Origin of the sequence: Leifsonia sp. T36S-04, assembly GCF_042465655.1 — a bacterium.
GTDB lineage: Bacteria > Actinomycetota > Actinomycetes > Actinomycetales > Microbacteriaceae > Leifsonia.
Genome location: NZ_CP146286.1, coordinates 543,624 through 559,842 on the forward strand (window position 1 = coordinate 543,624; position 16,219 = coordinate 559,842).

Below are 16,219 nucleotides of genomic sequence, written 5' to 3' on the forward strand. Positions count from 1 at the left end.
GACGGCCTAGAGCCGTTCGGCGAGGAGCGCGGTGTGCCGCCCGGCCACCCTGGTGAGAATCAGGGTTGCCGGGCGGTCGCCGTTCAGGGCCAGGCGCCGGCGCAGCGTCGCGGGGTCGACATCCGCGCCGCGCTTCTTGATCTCGAGGGTGCCGATGTTGCGCTGGCGCAACGCCTTCTTGAGATCCTTCTCGGCGTAGGGCAGCGTCTCCAGGATGCGGAATCCCGACGCGAACGGAGTCTCCACGGGTGCATCCGCGGTGATGTAGGCGATCTGCTCGGACAGCATCCGGCCTCCGATCCGACGTGCCAGGTCGCCGATCAGGCGCGCGCGGATGACGGCGCCATCGGGCTCGTAGAGGTACTCGCCGAGGGGTCCGGTCTCCTCGTCCTGGCTGTCCGCGCCCGCAGTCAGCTCGTCCGTCTGGTCGCCGCGCAGGACGAGCGCAGCGCGACCCACACCGGGACGGGCGAGCGCGCCGAACCAGAGCCCGAGTTCGACGACCTGGCCGTCGGCCGAGACCCACTGCGCCTCCGCCGTCGAGGGGATGAGGTCGCGATCGAAGCCGGGACCGAGCTTGAGGCCGACCGAACGGGCCGTTGCGAGTTCGTAGGCGAAACCGAGAGAGGGCGTGTAATCGTCGGGATCGACCAGGCGCTCTGTCTGAGCGTGGCCGGCCGTACGCCGCGCGGGGTCGAGGAACACCCCGTCGATCGCACGGAGGTCCACGTCCTCCGCCCGGCGCTGCTCCACGGTCGCGCTTGGAAAGGGGGCGAGATTGAAGGATGCGATGGCCGCGGTCACCTCGTCGGTGTCGACGGCGGTCACCTCCAGCTCGAGGGCGGCCAGCGCCATCGCGTCGCCGCCGATCCCGCAGCCCAGGTCGGCGACCCGCTGGATGCCGGCGGCGCGGAAGCGGCCCGCGTGCCGGGCGGCGACCGGCAGGCGCGTCGCCTGTTCCAGTCCCGCCTCGGTGAACAGCATGCTGGAGGCGAAATCGCCGAACTTCGCCACGGCCTTCCGGCGGAGCTTGGACTGCGTGAGCACCGCGGACACGAGGGCGGGGGAGTGCCCCTGCTTGCGGAGGTCGCTGACCATCTTCAGCACGTCCTGCTCGGTCCGGTACGGCGGCAGGGAATCGAGGAGGCGGAGGCCCTCCGGGCTCAGCAGTGCGACCAGCTCGGACCGTTCCATAGTCCCCACGCTACCTTTCCGCCGCGTCTGGCACTCACGTTGCGTGACTGCTAACGCACCCCCTAGACTCGGGTTAGCACTCTCACTGCGAGGTTGCTAATCAGTCTTAGTCGAGACTCTGTTCTTCACTGGAACGTTCTTCAAGGAAAGGGGTCAACGTGTCGGTCTCCATCAAGCCGCTCGAGGATCGCATCGTCATCAAGCAGGTCGAGGCTGAGCAGACCACTGCTTCCGGTCTGGTCATCCCCGACACCGCCAAGGAGAAGCCGCAGGAGGGCGAGGTCGTCGCCGTGGGTCCGGGTCGCATCGACGACAACGGCAACCGCGTGCCGCTCGACGTCGCTGTCGGCGACAAGGTCATCTACTCCAAGTACGGTGGCACCGAGGTCAAGTTCGGCGGCGAGGACTACCTGGTCCTCTCGGCCCGCGACGTTCTCGCGGTCGTCGTTCGCTGACGCATCCCACTTCCGACGGCCCGGCTGCCCTGCGCAGCCGGGCCGTCGTCGTTTCCGAGAGCGACGATTCGTCACGAATGTGCGGTTCCATTGGCGCAGAGCGACGATTCGTGACGAATGTCGGTGTCGGCCGGCGGCGGTAGTGTCGGACGAGTGGCACCTTCCGACGACCTCAGCACCCACCGTTCCTCCGGCCTGGTCTACGCGGTCTCCGCGTACGTGCTCTGGGGCATCCTCCCGATCTACTTCCTCGCGCTCGCACCGGCAGGTGCCTGGGAGATCGTGGCGTGGCGCGTCGTCTTCTCTCTCGCGTTCTGCGCGATCGCGCTGACCGTCACCCGTTCCTGGGGACGCTTCGGCGCCCTGCTGACAGACAAGCGGGTGCTGTTCACGATGGGCCTGGCGGGCCTGTTCATCTACGTCAACTGGCAGACCTACGTGCTGGCGACCGTCAGCGGACACGTCGTCGAGGCCGCACTCGGCTACTTCATCAATCCGATCGTCACGGTCTTCCTCGGCGTGCTCGTGCAGCGCGAGCGGCTGCGGGCCGCCCAGTGGGTGGCGGTCGGCGTCAGCATCGTCGCGGTCATCGTGCTCGCGGTCGGGTACGGCTCCGTCCCGTGGATCGCCCTCATCCTTGCGTTCTCGTTCGGGTTCTACGGCCTCATCAAGAAGCGCGTGGGGGGCCGAGTGGATGCGCTCTCCGGCCTGACGCTCGAGACCATGTGGCTGACTCCGATCGCGGTCATCCAGCTCGTGGTGGTCAGCGTCACGGTCGGCCTGACCATTGGCAGCGCAGGCCCGTGGCATGCCGTCCTGCTCGCCGGCGCAGGAGTCATCACGGCGGTCCCGCTGCTGTTCTTCGCCGCGGCCTCGCGGCGGCTGCCGCTCGTCTACATGGGCTTCATCCAGTACTTCGCGCCGTTCATCCAGTTCGTCGTCGGGGTCGCCGTGCTGCACGAGGCGATGCCGCCGGAGCGCTGGGTCGGCTTCGCGATCGTATGGCTGGCGCTGCTCATCCTGAGCGTCGACATGATCGTCGCCTCGCGGCAGGGCAAGCGCGCCGCCGAACTCGATCTCGCGCCGGTCGATTAGACCCCGATCGGGCGGAATACACGCCAAGGTTCTGCCGTTACCATTGAGCATCCACAGTCGCGCATCTTCTTGATAGGGGTGAAATGGATCAGCCCGATCCGTTCGGTTTCATCGGTTTGACTTACGACGACGTCATGCTGCTCCCGGGGCATACAGACGTCATCCCGAGTGAGGCGGACACCTCGACTCGCCTGACGAAGCGGATCTCGATGGCGACCCCGTTGCTGTCGAGCGCGATGGACACCGTGACCGAGTCGCGCATGGCGGTCGCCATGGCGCGTCAGGGCGGCATCGGCATCATCCACCGCAACCTCTCGATCGAGGATCAGGCGGCTCACGTCGACAAGGTGAAGCGCTCCGAGTCGGGCATGATCACCAACCCGGTGACGACGACCCCCGAGGCGACCGTTGAAGAAGTGGATGCGCTCTGCGGCCAGTTCCGCGTCAGCGGCCTCCCGGTCATCGAGCCGGACGGCACGCTCGTCGGCATCATCACCAACCGCGACATGCGGTTCGTCTCGCCGTTCGAGCGCTCGACCACCCTCGTTCGCGACGTCATGACGCGCCAGCCGCTGATCACGGCTCCGGTCGGGATCGACCCCGACTCGGCCGTCGCCATCTTCGCCGAGCACAAGATCGAGAAGCTGCCGCTGGTCGACGCCGACGGCAAGCTGCGCGGCCTCATCACGGTCAAGGACTTCGACAAGAGCGAGAAGTATCCGGACGCCACGAAGGACGACGAGGGCCGCCTGCGCGTCGGTGCCGCGATCGGGTTCTTCGGCGACGCCTGGGACCGCGCCATGACGCTGGTCGACGCGGGCGTCGACGTCATCGTCGTCGACACGGCGAACGGCGACAGTGCCGGCGTGCTCGACATCATCCGCCGCCTCAAGGCGGAGCCGCGTGCGTCGCACGTCGACGTGATCGGCGGCAATGTGGCCACCCGCTCGGGCGCTCAGGCGCTCATCGACGCGGGCGCGGACGCGATCAAGGTCGGTGTGGGCCCCGGCTCGATCTGCACCACCCGCGTGGTCGCCGGAGTCGGCGTGCCGCAGGTCACCGCCGTGTACGAAGCGTCGCTCGCCGCTCGCGAGGCCGGCGTCCCGCTCATCGCCGACGGCGGCCTCCAGTACTCGGGAGACATCGCCAAGGCGCTCGTTGCCGGAGCCGACAGCGTTATGCTCGGCTCCCTGCTGGCCGGAACCTCCGAGTCGCCCGGCGAGCTCGTCTTCGTGAACGGGAAGCAGTTCAAGAACTACCGCGGCATGGGGTCGCTCGGCGCCCTCCAGACCCGCGGCAAGAAGACCTCCTACTCGCGCGACCGCTACTTCCAGGCGGACGTGCCGAGCGACGAGCAGCTCATCGCCGAGGGCATCGAGGGTCAGGTGCCGTTCCGCGGTCCGCTCTCGGCCGTCGCCTACCAGCTCGTCGGCGGCCTCCGTCAGTCGATGTTCTACGTCGGTGCGCGCACCATCCCGGAGCTCAAGTCGCGCGGAAAGTTCGTCCGCATCACCGCGGCCGGGCTGAAGGAGTCGCACCCGCACGACGTGCAGATGGTCGTCGAGGCTCCCAACTACCGTCGCTGACCTTTTTGTAACGACGCCGTCGCGTCTCAGCGCGCGAGCGCCTCGATGCGATCGAGGGCCTCGGTGAGCACCTCGGGAGAGCACGCGAAGTTGAGCCGGACGAATCCGGCGCCCGGCGCGCCGAAGTCTGTGCCGGGATTCAGCGCCACCCGCGCCTCCTCGAGGATGCGGGCGGCCGGGTCGTCGCCCCAGCCCAGCTCGCGGAAGTCGAGCCACGCGAGGTAGCCGGCGTGCGGTTCCCGGTAGCGCACCCGGGGCAACCGGTCCGTCAGGAGCACGGACAGCAGGGCACGATTCGTCTCGATCGCAGCCAGAGCGCCGCCGAGCCATTCCTGCCCGTGGCGGTACGCGGCCTCGGTCGCGATCCGGCCGAACAGGCTGGTCCGCACCTCCACCTCGATGGGCAGAGCGTGGATGCGTTCCGCCTGCCGGTCGGATCCGGTCACGAACAGCGCGCACTTCAGCCCGGCGAGGTTCCACGCCTTGCTGGCGGCGTGCGCGGCGACACCGATGCGCCGCGCCTCGTCCGAGACGGACAGGAACGGCGTGAACACCGCGTCCGAGTGGGTCAGCGGAGCGTGCACCTCGTCGCTGATCACCCACACCCCGTGGTGGGCCGCGAGCGCCGCCACCGCCTCCAGCTCCGCGCGCGGGTGCACCAGGCCGAGTGGATTGTGCGGGTTGCAGAGCAGGAAGGCCTTCGCGCCGCCGGCGAACGCCCGCTCCAGGCCGTCGATGTCGAGCGCCCAGCCGGCACCGTCGGTGCCGCCTTCGAGCAGCGGGACCTCCTCGACGACGCCGCCGGCCTCCGGGATGAAGTCGAAGAACGGCGGATAGACGGGCGTGGTGACTACGACCCGGTCGCCCGGCTCGATCAGCATCCGCAGCGACTCGACGATGACGACCCCGACGTCCGTCGTCGTCCGGGTCTTGGCCGGATCCACATCCCAGCCCCAGCGGTCATGGGCGTAGTCGGCGAAGGCGCGCTGCGTCCGGTCGTCGGGGCCGATGTAGCCGGTGTCGCTGCGGTCGACCGCCGCATGCAGCGCCGCGGCCACGGGAGGGGCGAGCGGGTAGTCCATCTCGGCCACGAACAGCGGGAGCACGTCGTCGGGGTAGGCGCGCCACTTCTCGCTGGTGCGCTGACGCAGGTGACTGAGGGGTTCGGCTTCGACGCTCACCCCACCACTGTCCCACCATCCTCCGACGCTGTCCTGCGTCGCGGCCTAGACTGAAGCGCGTGAGTATGGAGATCGAGATCGGGCGCGCCAAGCGCGCCCGCCGTGTGTACGCCTTCGACGACGTTGCGGTTGTTCCCAGCCGTCGTACCCGTGACCCGGAGGACGTCTCGGTCTCATGGACCATCGACGCGTACCAGTTCGACATCCCCTTCATCGCGGCGCCCATGGACTCGGTGGTATCGCCGACGACCGCCATCATGATGGGCCAGCTGGGTGGACTCGGCGTGCTCGACCTCGAAGGCCTGTGGACCCGGTACGAAGACCCCGAGCCTCTGCTCGCGGAGATCCGCGAGCTCCCCGCCGAACGAGCGACGGCGCGGATGCAGGAGATCTACGCAGAGCCGATCAAGCCGGAGCTGGTGACCCGCCGCCTGGCCGAGATCCGCGAGGGAGGCGTGACCGTCGCCGGCGCTCTCTCTCCGCAGCGCACGCAGGAGCTCTACGAGACCGTCGTGGAGGCGGGCGTCGACCTCTTCGTGATCCGCGGCACCACCGTTTCGGCCGAGCACGTCTCGAAGAATGTCGAGCCGCTCAACCTCAAGAAGTTCATCTACGAGCTGGACGTGCCGGTGGTCGTCGGCGGCGCGGCGACCTATACCGCAGCCCTGCACCTCATGCGCACCGGCGCAGCGGGCGTGCTGGTCGGCTTCGGCGGCGGCGCCGCATCCACCACCCGCTCGACTCTCGGCATCCACGCGCCCATGGCCACCGCGGTCGCGGATGTCGCCGGCGCGCGGCGGGACTACATGGACGAGTCGGGCGGACGCTACGTGCACGTCATCGCGGATGGCGGCCTCGGAAGCTCGGGCGACATCGTCAAAGCGATCGCCTGCGGCGCGGACGCCGTCATGCTCGGCACCACCCTGGCGCGCGCCACCGACGCACCCGGCGGCGGATGGCACTGGGGCGCCGAGGCGCACCACGCGCAGCTGCCGCGGGGCAACCGCGTCGCCGTCGGCCAGATCGCACCGCTCGAGGAGATCCTCTACGGGCCGGCCCCGGTCGCGGAGGGCTCTGCGAATCTCGTGGGAGCTTTGCGCCGGAGCATGGCCACGACGGGATACTCGGACCTGAAGGAGTTCCAGCGCGTCGAAGTCGTCGTCGCGCCCTACCGAACGCAGTAGGACCAGTTTGCCGGCCATTGGCGGCCGGGGAGGGAGAGAACGATGACCGTTACTCAGTCGGCTCCGGGCGGCGATAGGCACGCCACTCCAGCCTCCAACCCGGCGGTGACGTACCCGTCACGCCTCGGGCCCGCCGAACGGGCGGCAGCGATCGCGGCGCTCAAGGACACCGAACTCGACATCCTGGTCGTCGGCGGCGGCATCGTCGGCGCGGGCTCCGCGGTCGATGCGGCGACGCGCGGCCTGAGCACCGGTCTGCTGGAGGCGCGCGACTTCGCCTCCGGCACCTCCAGCCGGTCGTCCAAACTCGTGCACGGCGGCATCCGCTACCTCGAGCAGCTCGACTTCCGTCTCGTCCGCGAGGCGCTCATCGAGCGGGGGCTGCTGCTGCAGCGCATCGCGCCCCACCTGGTCAAGCCGGTGCGCTTCCTGTACCCGCTGCACAAGCGCATCTACGAGCGCTTCTACATCGGCGCCGGGATGATGCTGTACGACATCTTCTCGTACTCCGGCGGTCGTCCTCCCGGTGTCCCGCATCACCGGCACCTCAGCAAGCGGCAGGTGCTGAACGCCATCCCGTCGATGAACAAGGACGCCCTCGTCGGCGGCATCACGTACTACGACGCTCAGGTGGACGACGCCCGGTACGTCGCCAACCTCGTGCGCACCGCGGCCCACTACGGCGCTCACGTCGCCTCCCGCGTGCGCGTGGAGGGCTTCATCAAGGTGGGCGAGCGCGTCGTCGGAGTGCGCGCGCACGACCTGGAGACCGACGAGCGGTTCGAGGTCCGCGCCAAGCAGGTCGTCAACGCGACCGGGGTGTGGACGGACGACACGCAGTCGATGGTCGGGGAGCGCGGCCAGTTCAAGGTGCGCGCCTCCAAGGGCATCCACCTGGTCGTCCCGCGCGACCGCTTCCAGTCGAAGATGGGCCTCATCCTCCGCACCGAGAAGAGCGTGCTCTTCGTCATCCCGTGGGGCAGGCACTGGCTCATCGGCACGACCGACACCGACTGGCACCTCGACAAGGCGCACCCGGCGGCGACCGCGGCCGACATCGACTACCTGCTGGCGCACGTCAACGAGGTGCTGAACGTTCCGCTCACCCGCGAGGACGTCGAGGGTGTGTACGCGGGTCTGCGGCCGCTGCTGGCCGGCGAGTCGGAGCAGACGTCCAAGCTGTCGCGCGAGCACCTGGTCGCCCATTCGGTGCCGGGTCTCGTCGTGATCGCCGGCGGCAAGTGGACGACGTACCGCGTGATGGCGAAGGATGCGGTGGATGCCGCGGTCAGCGCGCTCGACGGCAAGATCCCCGCGTCCACCACCATGGACATCGCCCTCGTCGGCGCCGAGGGCTACCAGGCGGCGTGGAACCGTCGCAGCCGCATCGCGGCGGAGTCCGGCCTGCACGTGGCGCGGATCGAGCACCTGCTCAACCGGTACGGGACGTTCGCCGAGGACATCCTGGCTCTCATCCGCGAGGACCCGTCTCTGGCCGACCCGCTGCCGGGTGCGGACGACTACGTCGGCGCCGAGGTGGTGTACGCGGCGACGCACGAGGGCGCCCTCCACCTCGAGGACGTGCTCGCCCGCCGCACCCGCATCTCGATCGAGGCGTGGGACCGCGGAGTCTCGGCGGCGCCGGTCGCCGCGTCGCTCCTGGCGCGCGTGCACGGCTGGGACAAGGACCGCGAGGAGCGCGAGGTGCAGACCTACCTGCGCCGCGTCGAGGCCGAGCGCGCGAGCCAGCTGCAGCCCGACGACGAGTCGGCGGACCGCATCCGCCTCGAGGCCCCCGACATCGTCGAAGCGGATGCGGCCGCCGCGAAGCACGTGGCACCGAAGGCCGGGTCGTCGAAGGCCGCGTCGCCCAAGGCCGGCACCCCGACGAGCGCCGATGCGGCGCCCAAGGAGGTCCACGGCGCGGGCGGGGAGGATGCGCCGGCGACCGACGGCTGATCCCGCCGGAAGAACACCGTCGAAGGCCCTTCCCGGACGCGATCCGGGGAGGGCTTTCGCGCACCTCCGGTAGGCTGGGGGTTCACCCCCCTTATGCCGGCGAACCCGGCGGATGGAGACGGATGATGGTTGACGTTCGACGGGTCAAGCTACCCGGGGTCGGGGTGCTGCACACCTTCGTGACCGACGATGGCGGCAAAGTCGGCGTCATCGCGCATCGGTCCGGACACAGCGACCTCATCACGTTCTCGGACCACGAGGACGGCAGCGACGTCACCAAGGTGTCCCTGCGCCTGAACGACGACGAGGCGCACACGCTCGCCGAACTGCTCGGCGGCACCCAGATCACCGAGACCCTCACCGCGCTCGACCAGATCCCGGGCCTGAGCATCGACTGGTTCACCGTCGATTACGACGACCACATCGCCGGTCAGCAGCTGGGTGCGCCCGGCGACCGCGGCTTCGTGGGGCTGACCGTCGTCGCCGTGGTCCGCGGCGACTCCGCCAACCCGGCTCCCGCGCCCGACTTCAAGGTCTTCCCCGGCGACACGCTGGTGGTCGCGGGGACGCCGGAGAAGGTTGCGAAGGCGTTCTCGTTCTTCCGCACGGGCACCGTCGCCCCGCGGGCCACCGCTGACGCTCCGCCCGGGGGCTGATCGACGATGCATCTCGGCGAAGACCTCATCGTTCTCGGAATCCTGCTGCTCGTCGCCTACGTGCTCGGGCGTCTGGGGAGGCTGGTGAGTCTCCCCGCGATCCCCATCTACATGATCGTCGGGCTGCTGGCGAGTCCGCACACCGGATGGTTCCCGCTGAACTTCGAGAGCCACTACATCGAGCTCATCGCGATCTTCGGGCTCATCCTCCTGCTCTTCAATCTCGGTCTGGAGTTCGACCAGGACGAGTTCTTCGGCAATTTCGGCAAGCTGATCATCTCCGGCGGCTCCTACATCCTGATCAACATGGGGGCCGGTCTGATCTTCGGCTTCATGGTCGGCTGGGGGACGCGGGAGGCGCTGATCATCGCCGGGATGACCGCGACCTCCTCGTCGGCGATCGTCACCAAGCTGCTGATCGAGCTGCGGCGGCTGGCGAACACCGAGACGCCGATGATCCTCGGCGTGACAGTCGTCGAGGACATCTTCATCGCCATCTACCTGGCGATCGTGTCGGTCGTGCTGAGCGGCGAGACGGACTTCTGGCCGGTCGTCGGCAAGCTGGCGGTCGCGTTCGCCTTCCTCGTCGTGATGTTCACCATCGCGCGCTGGGGCGGACGGTTCGTGTCGCGGCTGTTCCGCACCAAGGACGACGAGCTGTTCACCATCCTGTTCTTCGGATTCGCGGTGCTGTTCGCGGGGGTCGGCGAGATCCTGGGTGTCACCGACGCGATCGGTGCGTTCCTGATCGGGCTCGTGCTCGGCGCCACGAAGTTCCGGAACAAGATCGAGCAGATCGCGATCCCGCTCCGCGACGTGTTCGCCGCGTTCTTCTTCCTCAACTTCGGGCTCGCCCTGAACCCCGCGCAGTTCCCGTCGGTGCTGCTCCCCGTGCTCATCGCGGTCGGGATGACGATCGTGCTCAACATCGGTGCCGGGCAGTTCGTCGCCTGGATCAACGGGATGGGCGTGCAGGCCGGGATCAACACCACCGTCATCCTGCAGAACCGTGGCGAATTCGCGCTCATCCTGGCCACACTGTCGGTGTCGGCCGGGCTGGATGAGCGCATCCAGCCGTTCGCCGGTCTCTACGTGCTGATCATGGCCGTGCTGGGCCCGATCCTCGCAGCGAACTCCGAGAAGATCGGTGCGATGATCCTACGGTCCGGCCGGAGCGGCCGGCGCGGACGGAAGAAGAAGGCGCCCAATCCCATGCTCGACGAGGAGATCGCGCTCGTGGAGGCCGCCACCGCCGACGCCGACTCCGACGCGGTCGACCGGATGGTGGAGCGCGCGATGCAGCAGGACGGCAGCGGGGAACGGGAACGGGACTGATCATCGACACGACCACGGGAAGGTCCGCGCCGCAGGCGTCGACCACCCTCTTCCAGATGATGCTGCGCCCGCGCTGGATCGGGGCGCTCCTCTTCGCCCTGCTGCTGGCGGCGGGGTTCGCCTGGCTGGGGCAGTGGCAGCTGGAGCGGGCCGTCCAGTCGGGAAAGGCTGTCGAGGCGCCGACCGAGACGGTGCTGCCGCTCGCCGGTGTCGCCGGTCCCGGGGCGCCGCTGCGGGACACGGCGGTCGGGCAGCTCGTCGAGTTCACGGGCACGTTCGTCCCCGGCGACTACCAGCTGCTCGAAGGCCGTCTGAACCGCGGCGACAGCGGATGGTGGGTGGTCGGCCACATCACCATCGAGGGTGGTGACGGGCGGCCGGTCGCGCTCGCCGTCGCACGCGGATGGGCACCCGACGAAGCGGCGGCGAAAGCATCCATCGCGCGCCTTGCGGAGCAGCCGGAGACACCGCAACGGGTCGTGGGCCGCATCCTCCCGGACGAGCAACCGCAGCTGCCCGACGACAGGCAGAAGGACCCGACGGGAATGCGCAGCCTCGGTGTGGGGCAGCTCTACAACCTGTGGACCGGCGTCGACGGGATGGATGTGTACGCCGCGTACGTCGTCGAACGCGGGGCCCCGGAAGGGCTCGTGCAGATCGACTCCCCGCCGCCCATCGCGCAGACCGAGCTGAACTGGCTCAACATCTTCTACGCCGCGGAGTGGATCATCTTCGCCGGGTTCGCGGTCTTCCTCTGGTATCGCCTGGTGAAGGACGCCAAGGAGCGAGAGGACGAACTCCGCGAGCTCGAGGCGGCCGATCCTCTGCGGGGAGAGGCCGACGCGAGGAACGTAGAATAGTTTCATGGCCCTCGCTCCCAAGCTCGAAGACTTCCCGAAGATTCGCGGGGCGCTCCGGTTCTACCAGGTGTTCGCGTACGTCACGGGCATCATGCTGCTCCTGCTCTGCGCCGAGATGATCGTCAAGTACGGCCTCGGTTACGAACTGTTCGCGTTCAGCAACTACGGCGTCCTCACCTTCGTGCCGGTCACGACCGCGGTGGCACCGACCGGCATCGACCTGAGCACGGGCATCCTGATCGCGCACGGCTGGCTCTACGTCGTGTACCTCTTCTCCGATTTCCGCCTGTGGACGCTGATGCGCTGGCCGTTCTCGAAGTTCGTCATGATCGCGCTCGGCGGTGTCGTGCCCTTCCTCTCGTTCTTCGTGGAGGCGCGCATCACCAAGCAGGTGAAGTCCTACTTGGCCGGCCGCGAGGCTGAAGCCCTGACCCTCGCGGAGGCGACAAATTAGCGCAGATTCCATGACCGACATGCTGGGTGGAGCCGACTCCGCCAACCCGTCCGGACCGGTGCTCGTGGTCGACTTCGGCGCGCAGTACGCGCAGCTGATCGCCCGGCGGGTGCGCGAGGCGAACGTGTACTCGGAGATCGTGCCCCACACCGTGACGGCAGCCGAGATCGCGGCGAAGCACCCGTCCGGCATCGTGCTCTCGGGCGGACCGGCCAGCGTGTACGAGGAGGGCGCCCCGCACCTTGACGAGGCGATCTTCGACCTGGGCGTGCCGGTACTGGGCATCTGCTACGGCTTCCAGTACATGGCGACGGCGCTCGGCGGAGAGGTCGCCAAGACCGGCCAGCGCGAGTACGGCTCGACCGCGGTGCGCATCTCCGATGCGGCCAGATCCAGCGGAAGCAGTCTGCTCGACGGCCAGCCCGACGAGCAGACCGCGTGGATGAGCCACGGTGACTCCGTCGCACGCGCCCCCGAGGGCTTCGAGGTCCTCGCATCTACCGCCGGCACGCCCGTCGCCGCGTTCGCGAACGACGAGCGCAAGCTCTACGGCGTCCAGTGGCATCCCGAGGTGAAGCACTCCACCTACGGTCAGGCAGTGCTCGAGAACTTCCTGCACCGGGCCGCGGGCATCCCGGCCGACTGGAACAGCGGCAACGTGATCGCCGACCAGGTCGCGGCGATCCGGGCCCAGGTGGGTTCGGGACGCGTGATCTGCGGGCTGTCCGGCGGGGTCGACTCCGCCGTGGCTGCTGCCCTGGTCCACAAGGCAGTCGGCGACCAGCTGGTCTGCGTTTTCGTCGATCACGGTCTGCTGCGCCAGGACGAAGCGCGTCAGGTCGAGGTCGACTACGTCGCGTCGACCGGTGTGCGGCTCGTTACGGTGAACGCGCAGGAGCAGTTCCTCAACGCGCTCGCCGGCGTGAGCGACCCCGAAACCAAGCGGAAGATCATCGGCCGGGAGTTCATCCGGGTCTTCGAGCAGGCTCAGGCGGACCTCATCGCCGAGGCGGAGAACGAGGGGGACCCGATCCGGTTCCTCGTCCAGGGGACGCTGTACCCGGACGTGGTGGAGTCGGGCGGCGGCACCGGTGCCGCGAACATCAAGAGCCACCACAACGTCGGCGGCCTCCCCGAAGACCTGCAGTTCGAGCTCGTCGAGCCGCTGCGGACCCTGTTCAAGGATGAGGTGCGCGCCATCGGCCGCGAGCTCGGCCTCCCCGAGGAGATCGTGTCGCGTCAGCCGTTCCCCGGTCCGGGGCTCGGCATCCGCATCGTCGGCGAGGTCACCCAGGAGCGGCTCGACCTGCTGCGCGAAGCGGACGCCATCGTGCGGGCAGAGCTGACCGCGGCCGGACTCGACGGCGAGATCTGGCAGTGCCCGGTCGTGCTGCTGGCCGACGTGCGCTCGGTGGGGGTGCAGGGCGACGGGCGCACCTACGGGCACCCGATCGTGCTGCGGCCGGTCTCCAGCGAGGACGCGATGACCGCGGACTGGACGCGCCTCCCGTACGAACTGCTGGCGCGGATCTCGAACCGGATCACGAACGAGGTGGACGGTGTCAACCGGGTCGTGCTCGACGTCACGTCGAAGCCGCCGGGGACCATCGAGTGGGAGTGATCTCCCGCTGACAGCGAGAAGGCCCGGGATGCTCAGTGAGCGTCCCGGGCCTTCTCGGTCGATCGGGTGGATCAGTCGCGCGAGATCGCCAGCATCCGCAGGATCTCGAGGTACAGCCAGATCACGGTGACCATGATGCCGAAGGCGCCCGACCAGCCGTAGATGCGCGGAGCCCGGTTGGCGACGCCCTGCTTGATGGCGTCGAAGTCGAGCACCAGGGAGTAGGCCCCGAGCACGACGACCAGCAGGCCGATGATGAGGCCCAGCTTGATGCCGGTGTTGCCCAGCTCGACACTGTTCAGGCCGAAGGCGCCGTTGGTCGCGCCCGTCCACATGAGGACGACGTTGACCAGCGAGTAGGCCAGGTAGCCGAACATGGCGATCAGGAAGACCTTGGTCGCCTTGGCCGACGCGCGGATCTTGCCGGAGGCGAACAGTGCCAGCGTGACGCCCACGACGGCGAAGGTCGCGATGACCGCCTGGATGACGATGCCGGACCACTGCGACTCGAAGAACATCGAGATCGCGCCGAGGAAGATCCCCTGCGCGGCCGAGTAGCCGAGGATGAGCGCCGGGACCGGACGGCGCTTGAAGATGTTCACCAGCGCGAGCACGAAGCCGACGATGGCCGCCGGAATGGCGAGGACGGGAACGAACCAGCCGACTCCTGCTCCGGCCAGGAGGAGGACGAAGCAGATCGCGGTCTTGACGATCGAGTCCTCGACCGTCATGCGATCGGTGTCCACGGCCGTGGCGGCCGGAGCCTGGTACATCTGCTCCAGGTTCTCGGCGGTTGCGGTCGCGGCCTGACCGTTGCTGGAGAACGCCGGGTTCGTAGAGAAGGCCGGGTTACTGAGTGCCATGAGCTCCTCGTTCTATGGGGACCGGGTACGGTCGTCTGCACCTAATCTACGGGGTTCTTTTCTGAGAGTTCTGACAGATTGCCATGAATCGACCCGTATCGCGGCCCATCGCGCCAGCCACGCGGCTCCCACGATGATCACTGTGCTCGTCGCGATGGTGACCCAGCCCCACTGGTAGTCGCGGACGAGCAGCGGAACGACGACACTCCACGCGACGGGAAGCGCGAGCACGGCGAAGGCAGGCAGCGGCCGCAGGCGGACCAGCAGCCAGGCGGCCAGCGGCACGGCGTAGCACCAGGCGAAGCCGGAACCGCCCAGCATGAGCCACGTGAAGCCGAGCACCGGCAGCGCCACGGCGACGCGGCGGCCGATGGTCGAGGGCAGGACCGCCCAGCCGGCGGGCTGCATGAGGGAGCCGACCAGGAGGAGCGGCAGGCTGTAGGTCGTCGTCCCGAGGATGCAGGCGGTGCCCACGACGATCATCGCGAGTCCGACCAGCAGGCGCGGTCGGTATGCGCCCCAGCGCAGGGGGAGACGGGAGGTCGGCTCGGTCCAGGCGGAGCGCGTCGTGGTCGGGTCGGCGGGCACCCGTCGATTCTGGCACCGCTCGCCGTGCTGCGTCACGCTTCCGGTGCGTGCCACCCTCGCAGCTAGGATCGGGCCATGCGAGCGCGAACCGGCCCCGTGATCATCGGTCACCGCGGCGCGCCGGGGTATCGGCCGGAGCACACGCGCGGGTCGTACGAGTTGGCGTTCCAGCTCGGCGCGGACGCGGTGGAGCCGGACCTCGTCGCGACGAAGGACGGTGTGCTCGTGATCCGTCACGAGAACGAGATCTCCGGCACGACCGATGTGGCGGCGCATGCCGAGTTCGCCGATCGACGGACCACCAAGGAAGTGGACGGGATCGCCCTGACCGGGTGGTTCACCGAGGATTTCACCTGGGATGAGCTGGCGACCCTGCGGGCGCGCGAGCGCATCCCGGCCCTGCGGCAGGCGAGCTCGACGTTCGACGGGCACTACCCGCTGCTGCGGCTCCGCGATCTGCTGGAGCTGGTGGAGCGCAACACCGAGGGTGCGTCCTCGCGGGCACCCGGACTCGTCGCGGAGCTCAAGCACGCTACCTACTTCGAGGCGGCCGGGTTGCCGCTCGACGAGCTCTTCACCGCGGAACTCGCCGACGCCGGCTGGGCCGAGAGGTCGGGCATCGTCGCCGAGAGTTTCGAACTCGGCGTGCTCGGCAAGCTGCACGACCGCGGGTTCCGTGGCAGGCGTGTCTACCTGCTGGAAGCCACGGGCGCGCCCGCCGACCGGGTGGCGGCTCTCGGCTCGTCCGCGCCCGGCTACGAGACCGACCTCACCCTGCGCGGGCTGTACGCCCTCGGCTCCGCCGCCTCGCCCGCCGCCCGCGTGGACGGCATCAGCGTCGAGACGTCGCAGGTGCTGTCGTCGGGCTCCGTCTCGATGGCGCTGTTCGGGGAGGACGACGCCGCCGATGTCGGCGCGGTGACCTCGGACCTGGTCGACCTGGCGCACTCGGCGGGGCTCGCGGTGTTCTGCTGGACATTGCGGCCGGAGAACGGGATGCTGCCCGCGGAGTTCCGGACCCCCGGGCCGGACGCGGCGTGGGGTGACTGGCGCCGGTACTTCTCGATCCTGTTGCACTCCGGAGTCGACGGTGTGTTCGCGGACCATCCGGATCTCGCCGTGGCCGTGCGCGACGGTCTCTGAGGGCCGCCTCGCGGTCGCACAGGAGCATCCGCGGCCCGGTCCTCG

General features: G+C 68.9%; 15 protein-coding genes. 11 read left to right on the forward strand and 4 right to left on the reverse strand.

Features of this window, described 5'->3' with window-relative positions:
• Nucleotides 1–6: 6 nt before the first annotated feature.
• Entirely contained in the window at nt 7–1,194 is a 1,188-nt protein-coding gene (locus P3F85_RS02700) for an SAM-dependent methyltransferase (RefSeq protein WP_374009717.1), read from the reverse strand.
• A gap of 158 nt (nt 1,195–1,352) precedes the next feature.
• Between P3F85_RS02700 and groES the strand changes: the two genes are divergently transcribed.
• The 3 genes from groES (at nt 1,353) to guaB (ending at nt 4,330) form a co-directional block, all read left to right on the forward strand.
• On the forward strand, nt 1,353–1,649 hold the full coding sequence (gene groES / locus P3F85_RS02705) for a co-chaperone GroES (protein WP_055894868.1): 297 nt from the start codon (nt 1,353–1,355) through the stop codon (nt 1,647–1,649).
• A gap of 153 nt (nt 1,650–1,802) precedes the next feature.
• A complete protein-coding gene (gene rarD, locus P3F85_RS02710) occupies nt 1,803–2,744 on the forward strand; it encodes an EamA family transporter RarD (RefSeq protein WP_374009718.1) in 942 nt (313 codons plus the stop codon).
• An 83-nt stretch (nt 2,745–2,827) separates the two neighbouring features.
• Nucleotides 2,828–4,330, forward strand: a complete 1,503-nt coding sequence (guaB, locus tag P3F85_RS02715) for an IMP dehydrogenase (protein ID WP_374009719.1) — start codon at nt 2,828–2,830, stop codon at nt 4,328–4,330.
• 26 nt (nt 4,331–4,356) lie between these two features.
• On the opposite strand, the gene P3F85_RS02720 is transcribed toward guaB, so the two are convergent.
• Entirely contained in the window at nt 4,357–5,511 is a 1,155-nt protein-coding gene (locus P3F85_RS02720; RefSeq protein ID WP_374009720.1) for a MalY/PatB family protein, read from the reverse strand.
• Nucleotides 5,512–5,576: 65 nt separating this feature from the next.
• Between P3F85_RS02720 and P3F85_RS02725 the strand changes: the two genes are divergently transcribed.
• The 7 genes from P3F85_RS02725 to guaA all read left to right on the forward strand — a co-directional run bounded on the left by P3F85_RS02725 (nt 5,577) and on the right by guaA (nt 13,580).
• Nucleotides 5,577–6,695 carry a GuaB3 family IMP dehydrogenase-related protein gene (locus tag P3F85_RS02725; protein WP_374010984.1) on the forward strand — a complete coding sequence of 373 codons (1,119 nt, stop codon included), beginning with the start codon at nt 5,577–5,579 and terminating at the stop codon, nt 6,693–6,695.
• Nucleotides 6,696–6,737: 42 nt separating this feature from the next.
• On the forward strand, nt 6,738–8,654 hold the full coding sequence (locus P3F85_RS02730; RefSeq protein WP_374009721.1) for a glycerol-3-phosphate dehydrogenase/oxidase: 1,917 nt from the start codon (nt 6,738–6,740) through the stop codon (nt 8,652–8,654).
• 125 nt (nt 8,655–8,779) lie between these two features.
• Nucleotides 8,780–9,310 (forward strand): cation:proton antiporter regulatory subunit, encoded by a 531-nt coding sequence (locus P3F85_RS02735; RefSeq protein ID WP_374009722.1) that lies wholly within the window; start codon nt 8,780–8,782, stop codon nt 9,308–9,310.
• A gap of 6 nt (nt 9,311–9,316) precedes the next feature.
• Nucleotides 9,317–10,645, forward strand: coding sequence for a cation:proton antiporter (locus P3F85_RS02740; protein WP_374009723.1), 1,329 nt, complete (start codon nt 9,317–9,319; stop codon nt 10,643–10,645).
• 56 nt (nt 10,646–10,701) lie between these two features.
• Nucleotides 10,702–11,505 (forward strand): SURF1 family cytochrome oxidase biogenesis protein, encoded by an 804-nt coding sequence (locus tag P3F85_RS02745; protein ID WP_374009724.1) that lies wholly within the window; start codon nt 10,702–10,704, stop codon nt 11,503–11,505.
• A gap of 4 nt (nt 11,506–11,509) precedes the next feature.
• Nucleotides 11,510–11,959, forward strand: coding sequence for a DUF3817 domain-containing protein (locus tag P3F85_RS02750; protein WP_374009725.1), 450 nt, complete (start codon nt 11,510–11,512; stop codon nt 11,957–11,959).
• A 10-nt stretch (nt 11,960–11,969) separates the two neighbouring features.
• On the forward strand, nt 11,970–13,580 hold the full coding sequence (gene guaA / locus P3F85_RS02755; protein ID WP_374009726.1) for a glutamine-hydrolyzing GMP synthase: 1,611 nt from the start codon (nt 11,970–11,972) through the stop codon (nt 13,578–13,580).
• Between the two features lie 71 nt (nt 13,581–13,651).
• Here guaA and P3F85_RS02760 read toward each other — a convergent pair whose 3' ends face one another.
• Nucleotides 13,652–14,443, reverse strand: a complete 792-nt coding sequence (locus tag P3F85_RS02760) for a Bax inhibitor-1/YccA family protein (RefSeq protein WP_374009727.1) — start codon at nt 14,441–14,443, stop codon at nt 13,652–13,654.
• Between the two features lie 12 nt (nt 14,444–14,455).
• Nucleotides 14,456–15,031 carry a hypothetical protein gene (locus P3F85_RS02765; RefSeq protein WP_374009728.1) on the reverse strand — a complete coding sequence of 192 codons (576 nt, stop codon included), beginning with the start codon at nt 15,029–15,031 and terminating at the stop codon, nt 14,456–14,458.
• Nucleotides 15,032–15,106: 75 nt separating this feature from the next.
• Here P3F85_RS02765 and P3F85_RS02770 point away from each other — a divergent pair, with 75 nt between their 5' ends.
• Nucleotides 15,107–16,174 carry a glycerophosphodiester phosphodiesterase family protein gene (locus tag P3F85_RS02770; RefSeq protein WP_374009729.1) on the forward strand — a complete coding sequence of 356 codons (1,068 nt, stop codon included), beginning with the start codon at nt 15,107–15,109 and terminating at the stop codon, nt 16,172–16,174.
• The last annotated feature ends 45 nt before the right edge of the window (nt 16,175–16,219 follow it).